Annotated in this window: 17 protein-coding genes; 6 read left to right on the forward strand and 11 right to left on the reverse strand. The window is 72.3% G+C overall.

The window, feature by feature from the left end; translation table 11 throughout:
- Positions 1 to 764: 764 nt before the first annotated feature.
- From IF67_RS0127055 to IF67_RS0127080, 6 genes are all read right to left on the reverse strand, one after another.
- On the reverse strand, positions 765 to 2,183 hold the full coding sequence (locus IF67_RS0127055; RefSeq protein WP_037839904.1) for a hypothetical protein: 1,419 nt from the start codon (positions 2,181 to 2,183) through the stop codon (positions 765 to 767).
- On the reverse strand, positions 2,183 to 3,280 hold the full coding sequence (locus tag IF67_RS0127060; protein ID WP_037839905.1) for a hypothetical protein: 1,098 nt from the start codon (positions 3,278 to 3,280) through the stop codon (positions 2,183 to 2,185). Before IF67_RS0127060 ends, IF67_RS0127055 begins: the two co-directional genes overlap by 1 nt.
- 122 nt (positions 3,281 to 3,402) lie before the next feature.
- Positions 3,403 to 4,401 carry a hypothetical protein gene (locus IF67_RS0127065; RefSeq protein WP_030989939.1) on the reverse strand — a complete coding sequence of 333 codons (999 nt, stop codon included), beginning with the start codon at positions 4,399 to 4,401 and terminating at the stop codon, positions 3,403 to 3,405.
- A 104-nt stretch (positions 4,402 to 4,505) separates the two neighbouring features.
- Positions 4,506 to 5,219: an LPXTG cell wall anchor domain-containing protein gene (locus IF67_RS0127070; protein ID WP_030989941.1), complete on the reverse strand. Its 714-nt coding sequence runs from the start codon at positions 5,217 to 5,219 to the stop codon at positions 4,506 to 4,508.
- A gap of 256 nt (positions 5,220 to 5,475) precedes the next feature.
- Positions 5,476 to 5,976, reverse strand: a complete 501-nt coding sequence (locus IF67_RS0127075) for an ATP-binding protein (protein WP_030989943.1) — start codon at positions 5,974 to 5,976, stop codon at positions 5,476 to 5,478.
- Between the two features lie 171 nt (positions 5,977 to 6,147).
- Positions 6,148 to 6,516 (reverse strand): STAS domain-containing protein, encoded by a 369-nt coding sequence (locus tag IF67_RS0127080; protein ID WP_018093152.1) that lies wholly within the window; start codon positions 6,514 to 6,516, stop codon positions 6,148 to 6,150.
- 385 nt (positions 6,517 to 6,901) lie between these two features.
- On the opposite strand from IF67_RS0127080, the gene IF67_RS0127085 reads away from it, so the two are divergent.
- Positions 6,902 to 7,714, forward strand: a complete 813-nt coding sequence (locus IF67_RS0127085; RefSeq protein WP_234341365.1) for an RNA polymerase sigma factor SigF — start codon at positions 6,902 to 6,904, stop codon at positions 7,712 to 7,714.
- Positions 7,715 to 7,891: 177 nt separating this feature from the next.
- On the opposite strand, the gene hutI is transcribed toward IF67_RS0127085, so the two are convergent.
- From hutI to hutU, 4 genes are read right to left on the reverse strand one after another with little or no spacing between them, the layout of a single operon-like run.
- Positions 7,892 to 9,076, reverse strand: a complete 1,185-nt coding sequence (hutI, locus tag IF67_RS0127090; protein WP_030989949.1) for an imidazolonepropionase — start codon at positions 9,074 to 9,076, stop codon at positions 7,892 to 7,894.
- Positions 9,077 to 9,093: 17 nt separating this feature from the next.
- Entirely contained in the window at positions 9,094 to 10,449 is a 1,356-nt protein-coding gene (locus tag IF67_RS0127095) for a formimidoylglutamate deiminase (RefSeq protein ID WP_030989951.1), read from the reverse strand.
- The gene (locus IF67_RS0127100; protein WP_234341366.1) at positions 10,440 to 11,657 is read right to left on the reverse strand and encodes an allantoate amidohydrolase; all 1,218 of its coding nucleotides are present in this window, start codon (positions 11,655 to 11,657) and stop codon (positions 10,440 to 10,442) included. The genes IF67_RS0127095 and IF67_RS0127100 overlap by 10 nt, the downstream gene beginning before the upstream one ends.
- A gap of 17 nt (positions 11,658 to 11,674) precedes the next feature.
- Complete coding sequence (hutU, locus tag IF67_RS0127105; RefSeq protein ID WP_030989955.1) at positions 11,675 to 13,345, reverse strand: urocanate hydratase; 1,671 nt, start codon at positions 13,343 to 13,345, stop codon at positions 11,675 to 11,677.
- 243 nt (positions 13,346 to 13,588) lie between these two features.
- Here hutU and IF67_RS0127110 point away from each other — a divergent pair, with 243 nt between their 5' ends.
- The 5 genes from IF67_RS0127110 to IF67_RS0127130 all read left to right on the forward strand — a co-directional run bounded on the left by IF67_RS0127110 (position 13,589) and on the right by IF67_RS0127130 (position 18,029).
- The gene (locus IF67_RS0127110; RefSeq protein ID WP_199812790.1) at positions 13,589 to 14,095 is read left to right on the forward strand and encodes a hypothetical protein; all 507 of its coding nucleotides are present in this window, start codon (positions 13,589 to 13,591) and stop codon (positions 14,093 to 14,095) included.
- Positions 14,092 to 14,475: a transcriptional regulator gene (locus IF67_RS0127115; protein ID WP_037839909.1), complete on the forward strand. Its 384-nt coding sequence runs from the start codon at positions 14,092 to 14,094 to the stop codon at positions 14,473 to 14,475. The genes IF67_RS0127110 and IF67_RS0127115 overlap by 4 nt, the downstream gene beginning before the upstream one ends.
- Positions 14,472 to 15,527: an ABC transporter ATP-binding protein gene (locus IF67_RS0127120; RefSeq protein WP_078889654.1), complete on the forward strand. Its 1,056-nt coding sequence runs from the start codon at positions 14,472 to 14,474 to the stop codon at positions 15,525 to 15,527. Before IF67_RS0127115 ends, IF67_RS0127120 begins: the two co-directional genes overlap by 4 nt.
- Positions 15,528 to 15,538: 11 nt before the next feature.
- Entirely contained in the window at positions 15,539 to 16,516 is a 978-nt protein-coding gene (locus IF67_RS0127125; RefSeq protein WP_234341359.1) for an ABC transporter permease, read from the forward strand.
- A gap of 178 nt (positions 16,517 to 16,694) precedes the next feature.
- Positions 16,695 to 18,029 carry a diaminopimelate decarboxylase gene (locus IF67_RS0127130; RefSeq protein ID WP_030989966.1) on the forward strand — a complete coding sequence of 445 codons (1,335 nt, stop codon included), beginning with the start codon at positions 16,695 to 16,697 and terminating at the stop codon, positions 18,027 to 18,029.
- Positions 18,030 to 18,251: 222 nt separating this feature from the next.
- On the opposite strand, the gene IF67_RS0127135 is transcribed toward IF67_RS0127130, so the two are convergent.
- Positions 18,252 to 18,863, reverse strand: coding sequence for a hypothetical protein (locus tag IF67_RS0127135; RefSeq protein WP_030989968.1), 612 nt, complete (start codon positions 18,861 to 18,863; stop codon positions 18,252 to 18,254).
- Positions 18,864 to 19,289 lie beyond the last annotated feature (426 nt).

The following is a 19,289-nucleotide window of genomic DNA, read 5'->3' on the forward strand; positions in this document are numbered from 1 at the left end:
CAGCGGCCAACAAGCGAAGGGCCGCCGCACTGCACGGCGGTTTCCAGCGGTCGTTGCCACACGTGGCCGGTTGTCCAGGCCGCAGTAGTTGTGCAGGCGCTCGGCCGGGGTTTCCCGGCCGAGCGTTTCAAGTGACTCGCCCCCCGAAAGCGGTCCGTGGCAATCGAAGCGAAGGGGCTGTGACTCGCTGAGTCACAGCCCCTTCACCGGCGCCTTCGGTGGCAGCGCCGAACCGCAAACTACGGCTTGCAGTGTGTATGGAAGAGCCACTGCGCGAGGGCGCAGCCCGCCTGGTACCCGGCCTGGCCGCTTTGTATCTTGCCAGGGCTGTGCTCCCCGTAACCTGCGGCACTCGCGCTGGTCACACCGCCCAGAGTCACTGCGCCAGTCAGCAGAACGACCGACAGAGTTGCTTTCCACCTACGCACGCATGCACCTCATATTGCATTCTTCACTTAATTATGCCGCCATTTGGGCGACGCATGGATCTTTGCACGCCCTTCACCCCATCAGCAAGATCAGAAAGCCCTCACTCCCCAAGCCTTCCTGCCCTACGTCCCCGACGGCTTTCCGCCGGGGCACCCGAGAAGGTCAGAAGGCCTCCCCAGCCGTCCGCCATCGCGCTCTTCGGTTACAGATTCTCCGAGAAGTCCCTTTCAGGGCGGGCGAGTTGCACACTGACGTCTGCCGGCCCCGGACCACGGAAGGGGGCGTCGCACCGGCCGGTGCGACGCCCCCTTCGTGCGTCCCGTGGACGGGCCGCGTCAGCGGACCCGTGCCCGCAAGCGCGGGAGGAACGTGAAGACCGCGCCGCCCAGCAGGATGACCGTCCCGGCGAGGAGGCCGAGCGCCATCAGCGCGCCGTGGTCACTCGCACCGGTCTCGGCGAGGCCGCCGCTGCTGCCGCCCGACACGCCGGCCGGTCCAGCCGCGCTGCCGCCGGAGGCTGCCGCGCCGCCCGTCGTACCGCCGGAGGTGCCGCCCTGCTGCGCCGAGGTGTCCAGGGCGAGCGAGACTCCCGGGTCCTTCTCCGGGGTGCAGGTGGTGGTCGTCCCGAGGGCGTTGACGGTGAGCACGCCCGGGGTGAGCGTGGCCTTGCCGGTGGCGCCCGGCTTGTAGGTGCCCTTCAGGTCGGGGATCGCGATCGGCTGGCCCGACTTGATCGGCTCGGCGTTCGTCGGGCCCTCGGCCTTCACCGATCCCTTGTCCGCGCCGCCGACCTTGACGTCCATCGACGGCTTGACCGAGTCCTTGGGGATGTCCGCCGGGCTGTCCATGACGGACTTCGCGAACTTCACCGTCAGGTCGTAACTGCCGCCCTTCTTCACGGCGTTGATCTGGACCGGGGAGGTCGCCTTCTTGTCCCCGATGGGCGTCTTGCAGGCGTACGGAACCTGCACCTGCTTGCCCTGGTACGCGGTGCCGTCGGGGTCGCCGCCGGAGCCACCGGTGGTCGTGCCTCCGGACGGGCCGGCGCTCGTACCGCCGTCGGTGCCGCCGCCGGTGGTACCGCTGGTCGTTCCCGACGTGGTCCCGCCCGTCGTCCCGGCAGTGGTGCCGCCGGATGTCCCGGTAGTGGTGCCGGTGGTGGTGCCGGTGGTCGTCCCGCTCGTGGTGCCGCCGGAACTGCCCCCGCCGTCGGTCACCTTGATGGTGACCGCGGGCTGCACGGTCTCCTTGGGGGAGCACTTGGTGTCGGTCGAGATCGGCTTGTTGACGTTGATGTTGTAGAAGCCGGGCGCCAGGGTGACCTCACCCGGTTTGTCCAGCTTCAGCTTGCCCTTCATGTCGGACAGCTTCATCGCGCCGCCCTTGGGGATCGGCGGGTTCTGGCGCGGTCCCTGCATCGCCAGATCGCCGGTCTGCGCGCCGGCCACCTTGATCGTGCCGGTCGGCTGGACGGTGTTCTCCCCCAGATCGAGGATGTCGGGGTTCTTGGAGGCCCCCTCGACGGTCTTCCAGACCACCTCGATCTCGTCGCCGACCTTCGCGGTCGCGGGCGCGCTGACCGCCACCTTCGTGGTGCCCTGGATCGGCGGCAGCCCCGATATCGGCGGCGGCAGACACTCCGTCTTGTACGCCACCTCCGCTGCCCGGGCGGTCCCGGCCGCTGCCACGATGCCCGCACCCGCGAGCACCAGCGCGGCCGCCGAGGCCACCGCAGCTCTCCTCCGTTGCCTCATCACGCTGAACCTTTCGACGTCGGTCGTTCGGTTGATGTGGTGGTGGACGGTGCGGTGTCCGGGGTGAACCACGGCAGCGCGGCGGAGTCACCCGGCGTGCCGGGGCCGTCCGTGGAGCGCGCGGTTCGGTTTCTGATGCGTGATCCGATGCCGGCCGCGCGGGGCGGCCGGCCGGCGGCGCGGGTGTCTCCGGCCGGGTGCGTACGTCCTGCGCTGTGCCTGCGGGTCCCGCCCGCCCGGCGCGGGCGCACCCGGTCCACGACGGCCATCCCGATGCGGAACACCGCCGTCGGGACGACCACGCAGAGCAGCACCCAGAAGAGCGTCACGCCCCAGGGCCTGCCGACCCCCCAGGGCTGCTCGGCCAGCACCTTGCCGCCGTATTCGAGGGAGACCAGATAGTCCCCGTGCGCGCCGGCCGGCAGTTCGACCGGCAGCCTGACCTCGGCCTTCTTCCCGGCGGGTACGGTCCCCCGCCACTGCTGCTCCTCCCATTTCGGCGCGAAGACCCCGTGCGAGGTGCCGACCTGGAAGACCGGGTCCCGGGCCGGTGCCGAGCCGAGATTGCCGACCGTGAGGGTCAACTCGCGCTGTGCGGGAGCACCGAACCAGGTCAGCAGGCCGCTGCTGCCGGCCAGCCGCGGCTGGGCGAGCACCGTCAGCCGGCCGCCGGTGCCCTCCTGGGGCAGCGGGGCCACCGGGTGGCCGGCCACCTTGAACGCGGCATCGGCGTCGGCGGCCTCACCGGTCACGGTCGCCACATGCACCACACAGGGGCAGGGCTTGGGCGGCTCGGCGACCGGGAGTCTCTTGTGGAACGCACCGTGCGCGTCGGTGGTGACCGCCCGCCCGTCGCCGTTGGCACAGGCATTGGTGCCGCCGATCATGTTCTGTCCGCAGATCAGCAGCGTGAGCAGCGCCTTGGGCCGCCAGCCGCGGCCGGTCACGGTGAGGCTGCCGCCCTTGCCGGCTTCCGTCTGGGACAGGTGGACGGTGGGCCTGCCCTCGGCAGCCGGGGCGTACGGGGCGGCAGGCACCGCGACGGCGCCCGGAAGCGGAGTCGAAGCGAGCGCCACACACAGCACGAGCACGGCCACCGCCCGCCGCCGCACACGGCGCCCGGCGCGGGCCCCCGGGCCGGCCGCCCTGCCCCCCCTGCCCGCCCTCGTCGCCGCACCCGTCCCCGTACCCTCTCCCGTCCCCGCCCCCGTCCCGCCGTTCACGATCGCGCTCCTGATCCGGTGCTCGCCAACTGCTCCGCCGCGTCCGGCCTTCCGTCCTCGCACGGCGGCGCCTCATCGGCCGCAGTCCGCGCGGTGTCCGCGCCCGGTACCCCGCTCACGGCCTGGGCACGGCGTCGCCGACGGACGACCGCCAGGCCGCCCGCGCCCGCCGCCAGGAGGAGCACCGGCCCGGCCACGACACCCCAGGGAGCCGCGGTGTACGTGGCGGTGGCGACCCCGTGGGCACCACCGTCCGCCGTCACCGTGAGCCGCACATCCACCCGGTCCAGATCGGGCGGATCGTGCCATTTCTCCGTCAGGTCGATGGCCTGGCGGGGCCGCAGCCCGACCGGGAGGGTACGGGCGGCGCGGCGCAGCACCGGGCCGAAGAGCCCGTCGGCGCGGACCGCGAGCCGCGGCGCGAGCACCGTGTTGCCGCGGTTGACCAGCGTGTACCGGATGACCGCCGTGGCGCCACGGCCGCTCACCGACACGTCCTCGACGGTCAGCGCGGACAACGTCGGCCCGGTCACCCGCAGATGGACCGGTACGGCGTCCCGTCCGCCCGCGCCGCCCTCTTTGCCCCCGCCGGTCGCGATCAGCTCTCCGGTGTGGTCGCCGGGGGCCGCGCCCCTCGGCACCGTCACCGTGAACGGAACGCTCGCCCGGGTGCGCGGCGGCACCTTCACCTCCGTCGAGGCGAGCGTGAGCCACGAGCCGGACACGGAGCTGCGCAGCCGTAGGGTGACGGCGCGGCCGGTGGGGTTGCTCAGGGTCAGCCGGTCGTTCATGACGGTGCCCGGCGCGCCCGCCAGGTAGAAGTACGGGCGGTCCTGTGCCCGCGGCTCGGCCCCGTCGCCGGGCGCGGGCGCCGCGGACCAGCCCGGTGGTGCCGGCGTTGCGGCCGGCCGGGCCACGGCCGCGGCGGGGCACAGCAGCACGGCGGCGGTGGCGAGGATCGCACCGCTGACCGCTGTGCGGGTACGGAACGGCATCGGCGGCTCCTGGTGCAGGCGGGTACCTCCCCGTGCCGGCCGGGCAAGGGGTCGGGCGGGGTGCGGGGGTGCGCTCCGCGGGTCCTGGCGCCCCGCGCGGCGCGTCACACCCGCTGGTGGCGGCGGGTCAGCCAGAGCGCACCGGCCGCACCGGCCAGCAGCACGGTGCCGCCGAGGGTGCCCAGCGCGATCGCGGAGTCCGCGGGTCCGGTCTGCGGCAGCTGCCCGCCGGAGGAACCGCCGCCCGCGGCGGCGGAACCCGCGCTTCCGGACGCGCCGCCCGAGCCCTTCACATCGAGGGTCAGCGAGGGCTTGGGGTTGTTGCTCGGAGTGCAGGTGGTGGTGGTGCCCAGCGCCTTGATCGTGAGCGTGGCGGCCGTGAAGGTGACCTTGCCGCTGCCCTTGGGCGTGTATGTACCGCTCAAGTCACTGATCTTGATGGGGGTGTTGGCCGGTATCGCCTTGTCGTTCGGCGGCCCGGCGACCGGCACCGTACCGCTCCCCGCGCCGCCCAGCTTGATCAGCGCGCTCGGCTTCATGGCGCCCTTGCCCAGCTCGACGGGGCTGGAGGAGACGCCCTTCTGGAACGACATGACGAGCTTGTACGCACCACCGTCGGCGGTGCTTTTGATGTCGATGGGCGACACCGCACCCTTGTTGCCGATCGGCGTTTTGCACTGGTAGTTGACGTCGACGACCTCGGCGTGGGCAGTCGGCGCGGCGAGCATCACCGCGGATCCCGCCGCCATCGCCACGGCCGCGGCGAGGCCGGCCGCCCGCCCCGGGCGCCTGCCGTGCTGTTCGTAGAAGCGGGCCACCTCGGATTCCCCTTCTCCCGGTGAGCGCACCGCCGGATGTTACTGACGGCACATCAGATTGGCCGCTCAAGGTACGCCGGGGACCTTGCCGAGGGAAGGCAATGCACAGCCCCGATCGGCCCGGGGCCCGCACTGAGGGGAAATCCGGCCGCGTACGCGGCGGCCCGGGGGTGCCGTACGGGGCAGGGCCCGCACACGACGAAGCGCGGGCCCACAGGCCCGCGCTCAGCTCTTCTCCGACCCCTCCGCCCGCCCTTCAGGACGGCGCGGCGAGTTCCGCCCAGACGGTCTTGCCCGTGCCGTCGGGGTGACGCACCACGCCCCAGTCCAGACACAGGCGCTGCACGATGAACATGCCGTGACCGCCGGGGCGGCCCGGACGGTGCGGGCTGCGCGGCGCCGGCGAGCCCGCACCGAGGTCGCTGACCTCCAGGCGCAGCACTTTGGAAGTGCAGCGCAGCCGCAGCTCCTCGGGCCCTTCGGCATGCAGACAGGCGTTGGTGACCAGTTCCGAGACGACGAGCAGCACGTCCTCGGCCGCGGCACGCCGGTCGGCGCTGGCGGCCGGCAGCCAGCCCCAGTCGTGCAGGGCCTGCCGGGCGAAGTCACGGCCACGCGCCACGGCGCCTCGGGTGCCCGCCAGGCGCAGCCGGCGGATCTGGCCCGCCGGGGTGGCGGCAGCCGGAGCGGCGGAAGCGCCCGCGCCGCCCGACTCCGGGCCGAGATCGCCCGGCGGGTACGGCCGGGTGGTGCTCATCAGCGCTTCACCTCACCGATTCGCCTGTTCACGGAAAACAGATACTGACTGATTCAACGGATTCAGATGTCTCCTGCCCGACCGGACCGTGAGAACACCCACTTCTTGGGTACGGAAGTTGTGACACGGACTACGTGCCCGGAATGCAACGTTCCGGACACCGCCGCCATGTCAGTCGGCCAGGGCCGCGTCGAGAGAGTCGTGCACCGTGAAGACCGCCTCCGCGCCAGTGATCTCGAAGACGCGGGCGACCACCGGCTGCATCCCGGCCAAATGCACTCCGCCCCCCTCGGCCTCCGCCTTCAGGCGCGCGCCGAGCAACACATTGAGGCCGGTGGAGTCCATGAACTCAAGGGGTGAGCAGTCCACCACCAGGCGTGCATATCCGTCGTCCACGCAGCCCTCGAGTGACTCACGCAACAGGTCTGCGGTGTGGTGATCCAACTCACCCGAAACCGTCACGACCGCGCTGGCGCCGTGATGGCGGATCTCGACATGAAGCCGGCCCCGGCTTGCACTGCCGACCGTCCCGCGGTCCATGCGCGCGCACCCCTCTTGCTGTCTAGACAACTGTTTGCTTACGACTGCGCTCAGCGAACCCTACGCCCTCCTGACGCCTCTCGGTAGCCGAACAATCCGCATATTGCTCAATATACGGACAACACGCACTTGCCATCTTCAGGCAAAGCCAGGTAGGCGTAGAAGCACACATTCGAAACGGCCGGCTTTGGAGGCGCCGCACACCGAAGCTTCACGTTGAGGCATCGGCAGCCATATGCCGAGAACGATGGAGGAGACCATGTCACCCCGGCTCGACGAACTGCGCACCGACGACACCCGGCAGCCCGCATCGTCGACACCCCCGTCCGACCCGACCGGGCACATCCCTTCCCAGTCGCTCCCCGCCGAATCAGCTCTGGCGGAAATGACTGAGATCGAGGCGCTGCCCGAGATCCCGCCGTTCGACGAGGTGGGCCCGGTGGACGCGAGGGCTCTGTCCAAGACCCTCTTCGAGCGGCTCGAAACGCTCGAGGAAGGCACCCACGAATTCGCGTACGTCCGCAACACTCTGGTCGAGCTCAACCTCGCGCTGGTGAAGTTCGCGGCCTCCCGGTTCCGCTCCCGCAGCGAGCCCATGGAGGACATCGTCCAGGTCGGCACGATCGGCCTGATCAAGGCGATCGACCGCTTCGAGATCAGCCGTGGCGTCGAGTTCCCGACGTTTGCGATGCCGACCATCGTCGGCGAGATCAAGCGCTTCTTCCGTGACACCAGCTGGTCGGTGCGGGTACCGAGGCGTCTTCAGGAACTGCGCCTGGACCTCGCCAAGGCCGGCGACGAGCTGGCGCAGAAGCTGGACCGCGCCCCCACCGTGCTCGAACTCGCCGAACGCCTCAGCATCACCCGTGACGAGGTCGTCGAGGGGATGGCCGCGAGCAACGCCTACACCGCGAGCTCGCTGGACGCCCAGCCCGAGGAGGACGACAGCGAAGGCGCGCTGGCGGACCGCATCGGCTACGAGGACCACGGGCTCGAGGGCATCGAGTACGTCGAATCGCTCAAGCCGCTGATCGCCGAACTCCCGCCGCGCGACCGCAAGATCCTCTCGCTGCGCTTCGTCGCCAATCTGACGCAGTCCGAGATCGGCGAGGAGCTGGGCATCTCCCAGATGCACGTCTCCCGTCTGCTCTCCCGCACTCTCGTGCGGCTCCGTAAGGGCCTGATGGTCGAGGAGTGAGGGACCGCGGTCCCTGTCGGCCCACACGGCCGGCAGCCGCCCGCGCAAAAGAGGGCCTGCCCCGGGACTGCTCGGGACGGGCCCTCCTTTGCTGTGCCGGCGCATGCTGTGCCGGCGCAGTGCGCCCGCGCCCGGCTCCGTGAAGCCGGCGCGGACGTCACCCTGCGCGCGTGGCCGTCAGACGCGAACTCCCTTGTGCCACACGGCGGAGACGAGCGGGACTCCCGGCCGGTAGGCGAGATGGACGTGCGAGGGCGCGTCCAGGAGGGCGAGGTCGGCGCGGGCGCCGGGGGCGATCCGGCCGACGTCCGTGCGGCGCAGGGCACGGGCACCGCCCGCAGTCGCCGACCACACGGCCTCGTCGGGCGTCATCCCCATGTCGCGGACCGCCAGCGCGATGCAGAACCCCATGGAACTCGTGAAGGACGAGCCGGGGTTGCAGTCGGTGGACAGGGCGACGGTGGCGCCCGCGTCGAGCAGCGGGCGCGCGTCGGGCCACTGGGCGCGGGTGGAGAACTCGGCGCCCGGCAGGAGCGTGGCGACCGTGTCGGAGTGCGCGAGGGCGTCGATGTCGGCCTGGCTGAGGTGGGTGCAGTGGTCGGCGGAGGCGGCACCGACCTCGACGGCGAGCTGGACGCCGGGGCCGTGGCCGAGCTGGTTGGCGTGCACCCGCGGCACCAGGCCCCGGGCCTTGCCCGCGGTGAGGACGGCGCGGGCCTGGTCGCCGTCGAAGGCGCCCTTCTCGCAGAAGACGTCGACCCAACGGGCGTGCGGGGCGCAGGCGTCCAGCATCGGGCCGGTGACCAGGTCGACGTAGCCGGCCGGGTCGTCGGCGTAGTCGGGCGAGACGATGTGCGCGCCGAGGAAGGTGACCTCGTCGGTGTGCTCGGCGGCGATGCGCAGCGCGCGGGCCTCGTCCTCGACGGTGAGTCCGTAGCCGGACTTGGTCTCCTGGGTGGTGGTGCCCTGGCGGAGCGCCTCCGCGAGATAGCGGGCGACGTTGGCGTGCAGCGCCTCGTCGGTGGCGGCGCGGGTGGCGGCGACGGTGGTGCGGATGCCGCCGGCGGAGTATGGGCGGCCGGACATCCGGGCGTTGAACTCCGCGGTGCGGTCACCGGCGAAGACCAGGTGGGAGTGGGAGTCGACGAAGCCGGGGAGGCCCGCCCGGCCGCCCGCGTCGACGGCGTTGTCGGTGGCAGGTGCTTTGCTGGAGGCACCGACCCAGGCGATGCGGTCGCCGTCGATGACGACCGCGGCGTCCTGGATCAGGCCGAGGGGGCCTTCACCGAGGGAGGGGTCGTTGGTGACGAGCTGGGAGATGTGGGTGATGGCGGTGGTGGTCGGCGTGGAAGTCGTCGTCATCGCGGGGGTGTTCTCCTTCAGCCGCGTACCGCGGCGATGGACTCTGCGAGGGCGGTGGGTACGTCGGGGACGAGGGTGTGCACACCGTCCCGGACGATCTGCCGGCCGCCGACGATGGTGTGCCGTACGTCCGCCGAGGAGGCGGCAAATACGGCCGTTTCGGCGGCCAGCCGGGGCAGTGGTCCGGCGGTGCGTACGGAGTCCAGTGCGATTGTGGTGAGGTCGGCGAGCGTGCCGGTCTCCAGGGCGCCGGCGTCGTCCCAGCCCAGGGCGGCGTGCCCGTCGGCGGTCGCGGCGCGCAGCAGGGCGGCGGCCGTCCAGTGCCCGCGGGTGCGGGTGCGCAGCCGTTCGTCGAGCTCCATGGCGCGGGCCTCTTCGAGCAGGTCGATGACGGCGTGGCTGTCGCTGCCGAGGGACAGCGGGCTGCCGCGGCCCTGGAGCCGGGCGGCCGGGCCGATGCCGTCGGCGAGGTCGCGTTCGGTGGTGGGACACATGCACACGCCCGTGTGGGAGTCACCGAGCAGCTCGATGTCCTCGGTGGTGAGGTGGGTGGCGTGCACGGCCGTGGTGCGCCGGCCCAGCGCGCCGTGGTCGGCCAGCAGTTGTGCGGGGGTGCGGCCGTGGGCGTCGCGGCAGGCGTCGTTCTCGGCGGTCTGCTCCGAGAGGTGGAGGTGCAGGGGTGCCTGCCGTTCGCGGGCCCAGTCCGCGACGGTGCCGAGCTGCCCGGCGGGGACGGCGCGTACGGAGTGGATGGCGGCGCCGATGCGGGCGTGGGCGCGCTCCTTGAGGGCGTCGGCGCGCTGGGCCCAGCGCTCGGCGGTGCCGTCGGAGAAGCGCAGCTGGTGGTGGTTGGGCGCGGCTCCGAAGCCGGCCGAGAGATAGGCGGTGTCGAGCAGGGTGATGCGGATACCGGCGTCTTCGGCGGCGGAGACCAGCGCCTCGCCCATGGCGTTGGGGTCGTCGTAGCGGGTGCCGCCGGGCGCGTGGTGGAGGTAGTGGAATTCGCCGACGCAGGTGATGCCGGCCAGCGCCATCTCGGCGTAGACGGCGCGGGCGAGGGCGTAATAGGTCTCAGGGGTGAGCCGGTCCGCGACGCTGTACATGATCTCGCGCCAGGTCCAGAAGGTGCCGGTGCCGACCTGGACCGTGCCGCGCAGGGCGCGGTGGAAGGCGTGCGAGTGGGCGTTGGCGAGGCCGGGGAGGGTCAGACCGCGCAGCGCGGTGGCGCCGGGCGGCGGGGTGTCCGCCCCGGTGCGGACGGCCGTGATCCGCCCGTCCGCGACGTCCAGGGTGACGCCCGGCTCGACGTGGGTGCCGAGCCAGGCGTGTTCGAGCCAGTACGTCGTCGGTGTTGCCTGCGTGGTCAGTGGCACGCCAGCCCTTCCAGTACGTCGGCGAGTGCGGTGACCCCGGCGGCGCAGTCGTCCTCCCCCGCCGCTTCGGCGGGCGAGTGCGACACCCCGGTGGGGTTGCGGACGAACAGCATCGCGGTGGGGACGGTTCCGGACAAAATTCCGGCATCGTGCCCGGCGCCGGTGCCCAGGACGGGAACGGTCCGCTCCCCCGTCTTGCCGAGGATCGCGCTCAGCTCGTCCCGCAGGGCGTGCTGGAACTCCACGACGGGGGTGAAGGATTCGCGGACGACTGTCAGGTCCACACCGTCGCGGGCGGCGCGCTCGGCGGCGGCCTGCTCGATCCCGGTGATCACGGTGTCCAGGGTGTCCTGGTCAGGGGCACGGGAGTCCAGCCAGCCGCGGACGAGCGAGGGGATGGCGTTGACCCCGTTCGGCTCCACGCTGATCTTCCCGAAGGTGGCCAGGGCGCCGGCCAGCCGGGCCTGCTCGCGGGCGGCGAGCACGGTCGCGGCGTAGCTGAGCATCGGGTCGCGGCGGTCGTCGAGGCGGGTGGTGCCGGCGTGGTTGGCCTCGCCGTGGAAGTCGAACCGCCAGCGGCCGTGCGGCCAGATGGCGGAGGCGATGCCGACCGGATCGCCGGACAGGTCCAGGGCCCGGCCCTGCTCGACGTGGAGTTCGACGAACGCGCCGATCCTGGCGAGCCGTTCGGGGTCCGGGCCGATCGCCTCGGGGTCGTATCCGGCGCGCTCCATGGCCTGCGGGAGGGTGACGCCGTCGCCGTCGCGCAGCCGGTGCGCGGCCTCGGTGGTCAGCGCACCGGCGGCGAGCCGGGAGCCGACGCAGGCCAGGCCGAAGCGGGCGCCTTCCTCGTCGCCGAAGTTGACGATCGCCAGCGGCTTGCCGAATTCCGCTCCCCTTTGGCGGAGTTCGTCCAGCGCGGCGAAGGAGGAGACGACACCCAGCGGGCCGTCGAAGGCGCCGCCGTCCGGTACGGAGTCCAGGTGCGAGCCGGTGACGACGGCGTCGCCGGGGGCCACGTCCTGATAGCCGGTGGCGCCGAGCCAGGCCCACTGGTTGCCGTTGCGGTCCAGTTCGTAGGTGAGTCCACGGGCCTCGGCCTGGGCCCGGAACCACGCACGGCAGTCGGTGTCGGCGCCGGTCCAGGCGTAGCGGCGGTAGCCCCCGGAGGAGGAGTCGCGGCCGAGGGGCCGCAGCTCCTCCCACATCTCGTGGAACGAGGCGGTCACGCGCCCCCGCCTTCGCCCTCGCGCATCGGGATGCGGACGCCGCGCTCGGCGGCCACCTCGTCGGCACGCTCGTAGCCCGCGTCGACATGCCGGATGACGCCCATGCCGGGGTCGTTGGTGAGCACCCTGCGGATCTTCTCGCCGGCCAGCGCCGTGCCGTCGGCGACGGTGACCTGTCCGGCGTGGATCGAGCGGCCCATGCCGACGCCGCCGCCGTGGTGCAGCGAGACCCAGGAGGCGCCGGAGGCGACATTGACCATGGCGTTGAGCAGCGGCCAGTCGGCGATCGCGTCGGAGCCGTCCTTCATGGCCTCGGTCTCGCGGTAGGGCGAGGCGACGGAGCCGCAGTCGAGGTGGTCGCGGCCGATGGCCAGCGGGGCACGCAGGGTGCCGTCGGCGACCATCTCGTTGAAGCGCTCACCGGCCTTGTCGCGTTCGCCGTAGCCGAGCCAGCAGATCCGGGCAGGCAGGCCCTGGAAGTGCACCCGCTCGCCGGCCAGCTTGATCCAGCGGGCCAGCGACTCGTTCTCCGGGAAGAGGTCCAGGATCGCCTTGTCGGTGGCGGCGATGTCCCGGGCGTCGCCGGACAGTGCGGCCCAGCGGAACGGTCCCTTGCCCTCGGCGAACAGTGGCCGGATATAGGCGGGGACGAAGCCGGGGAAGGCGAAGGCCCGCTCGTATCCGGCGAGTTGGGCCTCGCCGCGGATCGAGTTGCCGTAGTCGAAGACCTCGGCGCCGGCGTCCATGAAGCCGACCATGGCCTCGACGTGCCGGGCCATCGACTCGCGCGCCCGCTGGGTGAAGTCGGCGGGCTTTTCCGCCGCGTAGGCGGCCATGTCGTCGAAGTCGATGCCGACGGGCAGGTAGGCCAGCGGGTCGTGGGCGCTGGTCTGGTCGGTGACGATGTCGATCGGCGCGCCCTCGGCGAGCATCTGCGGCAGCAGCTCGGCGGCGTTGCCGAGCAGGCCGATGGAGAGCGGCTTGCGCTGGTCACGGGCCTCGACGGCGAGCTGGAGCGCGTGCTGGAGGCTGTCCGCCTTCACGTCCAGATAGCGGTGCTCGATCCGGCGCTCGATGGCCCGCGGGTCGACATCGATACAAATGGCGACGCCGTCGTTCATGGTGACGGCGAGCGGCTGGGCGCCGCCCATGCCGCCGAGGCCCGCGGTGAGCGTGATCGTCCCGGCGAGCGTGCCGTGGAACTTCTTCGCCGCGACGGCCGCGAAGGTCTCGTAGGTGCCCTGGAGGATGCCCTGGGTGCCGATGTAGATCCACGAACCGGCGGTCATTTGCCCGTACATGGTCAGGCCGAGGGCCTCCAGGCGGCGGAACTCCTCCCAGTTGGCCCAGTCACCGACGAGGTTGGAGTTGGCGATGAGCACCCGCGGCGCCCATTCGTGCGTCTGCATCACGCCGACCGGCCGGCCGGACTGGACGAGCATCGTCTCGTCCTGCTTGAGCGTGGTGAGCGTGCGCACCATCGCGTCGAAGGAGCGCCAGTCACGGGCGGCCTTGCCCGTGCCGCCGTAGACGACGAGCTGGTCCGGGTGTTCGGCCACCTCCGGATCGAGGTTGTTCTGCAACATGCGCAGCGCAGCTTCCTGCTGCCATCCCCGAGCACTGAGCTCCGTACCGCGCGGTGCCCGCACGGGTCGCGGTCCCGACATGGGCCGTGCCTCCCTGACGTCGAATGGATTGAGCTATTCACATATTGGAGCTGCTGAATACCTCTAGTCAACAGGATCCGGCGAGCCGCTCGCCGCGAACCGCACGAACCGGCCAGCCGGCCCCGGAACCGACTCGGGAACCGGCTCCGGAATTTTTACTTGCCCACTGGGAAAGTCTGCGCTAGCTTTCCTAGTAGGCAAGTCAACGGGGAACGTCTGGACCGCCTTGGGGAGGCGATGGCCATGAGCACATCGGTGGATGCCGAACAGGCCTGGCAGGATCTACAGCGCATTCGGGTACCGCAGGAGCGGGTGTACGACGAGATCGAGAGATGCGCCCATGGCGACGCCGGGGCGACGTACACCACGGCCGGAATCATGTGGGTGTTCCTCGCCGTATCGGGCCTCGATCTGCCCCGGTGGGCGTTCTGGCTGGTGCTGACCGCGTACATCACCCTGCTCGGGTCGCTGGCCGTGATCTACAACCGCCGGACCCGGATGCGGCTGCACCGCTCGCGTCACAGCTGGCGGTCGTTCGCCACCTTCCTCGCGGGCATGGCGGTGACCGCCGTGACCATCCTGGCCTCCGGCGCACTGGTCGACTGGCTGGCGCTGCCGTTCGGCAGCCTGATCCAGGCCACCGTCTCGGCGGGCGCATTCCTCCTCTTCGTCGGCCCCGCGAACCGCTGGGCGGTCAGCTCGCTGCGCGACCGCGCTGCGAGAGCGAGCCTCGAGGAGACGAACCGATGAGCACCCCGAGCGGCTTCGACGAACTGATCCACCCCTCCACCCGGCTGTCCGTGGTGGCGCTGCTCGCCGCCACGGAATGGGCCGACTTCCCGTTCATCCGCGACAGCCTCTCGCTCAGCGACTCCGCGCTTTCCAAGCAGCTGCACACTCTGGAAGAGGCCGGATATCTGGAGATCCGTAAGGAGGGCGGCGGCCGCAAACGGCGCACCAAAGTACGGCTGACGAGCCGCGGCCGCACCGCCTTCGAGGGGCATGTGGCCGCACTCCGCGCCATCGTCGAGGGCGCGGGGCCCGCGGCAGCGGCCGCACCGGCGACGGAGTCCGCCGCGGCGGCATCAGGGACAGGGCAACAGCAACAGCGCGCGGAGGCGGGCCGATGACGACCACCGGGCAACTGCCCCTCCCCCCGGCCACGGCCGCTTCGGCAGCCACGGCCTCCGCCGTATCCGCCCCACCGGTCATCCGGGTGCGCGACTTGAGGATGTCGTACGGCAGCACCCACGTCCTGCACGGCATCGATCTGGACATCCGCCGCGGCGAGATCTTCGCGCTGCTCGGCCCCAACGGCGCGGGGAAGACCACCACCGTCGAGATCCTGGAAGGCTTCCGGCGGCGCTCCGGCGGGGAGGTCGCCGTACTGGGCACGGACCCGGCGCACGGCGACGACGCCTGGCGCGGACGGATCGGCCTGGTTCTCCAGTCCTGGCGCGACCACCGCCGCTGGCGGGTGGCCGAGCTGCTGACGCACTTCGCCCTCTATTACCCGGCCCCCCGCGACCCCGCCGGGCTGCTGGCTCTGGTCGGCCTCACGGAGCAGGCCGGCCAGCAGGTCGACCGGCTGTCCGGCGGCCAGCGCCGCCGCCTGGACGTGGCACTCGCGATCATCGGCCGCCCCGAACTCCTCTTCCTGGACGAGCCGACCACCGGCTTCGACCCCGAGGCCCGGCGCGACTTCCACGACCTGGTCGAACGGCTCGCGCGCGACGAGGGCGTCACGATCCTGCTCACCACCCACGACCTGGCGGAGGCCGAGCGGCTTGCCGACCGGATAGCGGTGCTGGTCAACGGCCGGATCCGGGCCGGCGGTACCCCGGCGGAACTCGCCCGGCGGGCCGCCGCACAGGCCGAGGTCCGCTGGACGGCGGCCGACGGCGCTTCCCGCCGGGAACGTACCGAGGACCCCTCCCAGCTGGTCTGGGAGCTGCATCAGGAGACGGGCGGACCGGTCGCCGACCTGGAGGTCCGCCGCCCGACGCTGGAGGACACCTACCTGCACATGGTCCACCAGGGCGAGGGGACCGGGACCGGTACCGGGAGTGCGGACGGGCCCGGGAGCGCGGACGGGCCCGCGGCCTCGGAAGGGCCTGCGGCCTCGGAAGGGCCTGCGGTCTCGGACGGGCCCGCGGTCTCGGACGGGGAGAAGCAAGCATGAGGGGGAGCGAAGTGACTGCCGGGACAGAAGCGACAGCGGCGACGGGCAGCGACCAGAGGACCGATGTGACGGGGAGGCCGGACACGGCGGAGCGGCCGGGCACGGCCGCTGCGAGCACGGGGGAGACCGCCTCGCGGCATCGCCGCCGCTACTGGCGGGCCGGTCTCCTGCGCGGGGGCATCGAACTCCGCCACCTCGTCCGCAACCCCAAGGAAATGAGCGGCCATCTGCTCAATGTCGTCGTCGCGCTGCTGCTCGCCGGCTATATCAGCTCCAAGGTGCCCGGTACCCATGTCCCGCTGGCCCATCTGACGCTCGCGGGCTTCGCCGCCTACCTGCTGTTCCAGATCGGGCTGGTCAATCTCCCGCAGATCCTGGTGACCGAGCGCGAGGAGGGCGCCCTGCTGCGGCTGCGCGCCACCCCCGGCGGCATACCCGCCTATCTCGTCGCCAAGTCGCTGCTGGTGGTCGCCATGGCGTTCGGGACCCTCGTCGTCCTGCTGGGAGCCGCCGCCCTGCTGGTGGACGGCCCCCTGCCGCACGGGCCCGGTGGCTGGCTGACGCTGCTGTGGGTCAGCGCGCTCGGGCTGCTCGCGGTCGTACCGCTGGGCGCGGCCCTCGGCGCCGTGCTGCCGAATCCCCGGGAGGCGCTGGCGCTGATCATGCTGCCCGTGATGGGGCTGCTGGTCACCTCGGGGGCGATGTTCCCGCTCAGCTCGCTGCCCGCGGTGGTCCAGAAGATCGCCTCCGTCTTCCCACTCAAGTGGATGGCGCAGGGGCTGCGCTCGGCCCTCCTGCCGGACGCCGCACGCGCCGCGGAACCGGCCGGCTCCTGGGAGCTGCCGACCGTGGCCCTGATACTCACCGCCTGGGCCGTCCTCGGCTTCCTGCTGGCCGTCCCGCTCCTGCGCCGCGCCGCCCGCCGCGAGTCCGGCTCCCGCCTCACCGAACGCCACCGCAAAGCGGGGTACGGCGGCGGAACGGCCTGAGCCGGGAGCGGACGGGGAGCCGGGCGGCCCGGACGGTCCGGACGGGGGTTGGACGGTCCGGGCGGGGTTGGACAGTCCGGTCAGAGGTCGGACAGTCCGCGTGGCGGGCAGGCTGCCGGGGCGCCGGGGCAGCGGTCCCGGTTGGCGTGACACCCCCACCCAATGATGGAGTTGATGTATGAACTTCACGGAGCGAGACCGTGCCGTAGAGGCAGCCGTAGCGCGCGGGCTGGTGGGACCCGGCGAGCCCGTCGCCGGGCTGCTCGATATCGCCGGGATCCGCCGGTCGGCGGCCGAACTCCGCGCCGCCTTTGAGGAGTTCACCGCTCCCGGCGCCCCGGTCCTGCACGCCTTCGCCGTGAAGGCCGCCTCGCTGGTCCCCGTATTGCGGCTGCTTGCGCAAGAGGGGCTCGGGTGCGAGGTGGCCAGCCCCGGCGAGCTGGCGCTGGCCCGTGCCGCCGGGGTGCCGGTCGGCCGGACCGTGCTGGACTCGCCCGCAAAGACCCTCGCCGAACTCCGTGAGGCGCTGGCCCTCGGGATCGCCGTGAACGCCGACAACCCCGAGGAACTGGCTCGTATCGACGCGCTGATGGCGTCCGCGCCGAGCAGCGCACCCATCGGTCTGCGGGTCAACCCCCAGATCGGCGGCGGCAGCATCGGGGCGATGAGCACCGCCACGGACACCTCGAAGTTCGGTGTCGGGCTACGTGACGAGGGCGCCCGCGACTGGGTCGTACAGGCCTTCCTCACCCGCCCGTGGCTGACCCGGCTGCATGCCCATGTCGGCTCCCAGGGCATGCCGCTGGAGCTGATGGCCGCGGGCGTACGCGCCCTGTACGACCTCGCCGAGGAGATCAACGAGAAGGCCGGCCGGCGCCAGATCGACACCCTCGACATCGGCGGCGGTCTGCCGGTGAACTTCTCCTCGGACGCCACCACTCCGACCTACCGCGAGTACGCCGCGCTGCTGCACGCGACCGTCCCCGGCCTGCTGTCCGGGCGCTACGGCATCGTCACCGAGTTCGGCCGCTCACTGCTGGCCAAGCACGGCACGGTCCTCGCCCGCGTCGAGTACGCGAAGTCGGCCGGCGGCCGGCCCATCGCGGTCACCCACGCCGGCGCCCAGGTCGCCACCCGTACGGTCTTCGTGCCCGAGGCCTGGCCACTCCGGGTCGCGGCGTACGACGCCGACGGGCGCCCCAAGACGGGCGCTCCGGTTGCCCAGGACATCGCGGGACCGTGCTGCTTCGCGGGTGACCTGGTCGCCGAGAACCGCCCGCTCCCCCTCCTGGAGTCCGGCGACCACGCTGCCCTCCTGGACACCGGCGCCTACTATTTCTCCACCCACTTCGCCTACAACTCCCTCCCGCGCCCCGGGATTTACGGCTACGCGACGGACGCGGACGGCACCGTCCGCTTCGCGACCGTCCGTACCCCGCAGACCCTGGAGGACCTCACCGAAGAGAGCGGCGGCGCACACGCGAAGTCGCTGGGCGACCTCGGGAAGCAGTAAGCACGGCGGCGATAGGCAGTAGGCAGTAGGCATGTTGGCGGCAGGCACGTAGGCAGTAGGCCGGAGGCACATAGGCAGCAGGCCGGAGGCGGCAGAGACATCACCTGCCGAGTACGCGCCGGTCAGCGGCCGGCCCGTACTCCTCGGCCAGCGGCCGGCCCGTACTCCTCGGCCAGCGGCCGGCCCGTACTCCTCGGTCAGCGGCCGGCCCACGCTCTCCGGTCAGCGGCCGGCCCGTGCTCCGCCGGCCCGCGGCCGGCCGGCTCGCGCTCCCCCGCCCCGTGCCCCGCCGGGCCGCGCGTCCCCGGCCGCTGTCCCGGTCAGGAGGTACCCACGCACCTCCTTGGCGGCCGCGCCGCCCCGCCCGGCCGCCTCCGTACGCACCCACAGCAGGGCCTCGTGCTCCCGCTCCCAGCGCCCCAGCCACAGCGCCTTGCCCCACAGCCCGAGCGCGGACCCGGCCATCAGCAGCCCGCCGGCCGTCGGCAGCACGAACGACGAGCCGACCGCCGCCAGGAAGGCGAGCAGCAGCCACCAGCGGTGCGCCCGCCGCCAGATCCGGAGGGTGACCAAACGATCCTGCAAGATGACGGCCTTCCCGGCACGCGACGCGTCGCGCGCCAGCGCCGCATACCGTCCGCGCCGTGCCACGCACCCCACGCACGCGGCGGTCACGAACAGCGCCGCCCCTGCCGACAGTCCGGCCGTCCGCCCGGTCAGCCCCGGCACCAGCACCCCGATCCCCGCGGCCAGCAGCCCCGGCCACCAGAGCAGGCCCGCCGGTGCCCGCACCACCACTGCCACCCGCGCCAGCGCATACACCCCGTGCCCCACGACAGACCTCCTCGCCCTGCGACCGCTCCGTCCCACCTGTCCGGCACACCTGTGCCGGCGGCGGATCGTAGCCAGCCCGGATGAGGATTCCCTGAGACGGCGCGCGGGAGTTCAGCCGAGGCCGTGAGGGCGGTGACGGGGGAACGGCGGACACGCCGGGTTGTGCGCGGCCATCCGGACGGACGGACAGCCTCCGGGCCGTCCCAGGGGAGCAGCGGACGTGCTGGGGATGTGCGGCGGGCGCCCTGACGGGCCGCTTCCGGCCGTGCCGGGGAGCGACGGACCCGCCGGGAGGTGCGGCGGCCAACCGGACGGATCACCTTCCGCCCGTCCCGGTGCAGCGGACACACCGGAACGTGCAGCGCCCCCGGACGGACGGATCACCTCCAGCCCCTCCGCTCGCGCCACGGCACCTCCCCCGCCACG

The sequence above is a fragment of the Streptomyces sp. NRRL S-1813 genome, assembly GCF_000719605.1.
In the GTDB taxonomy this organism is placed as follows: Bacteria; Actinomycetota; Actinomycetes; order Streptomycetales; family Streptomycetaceae; genus Streptomyces; species Streptomyces decoyicus.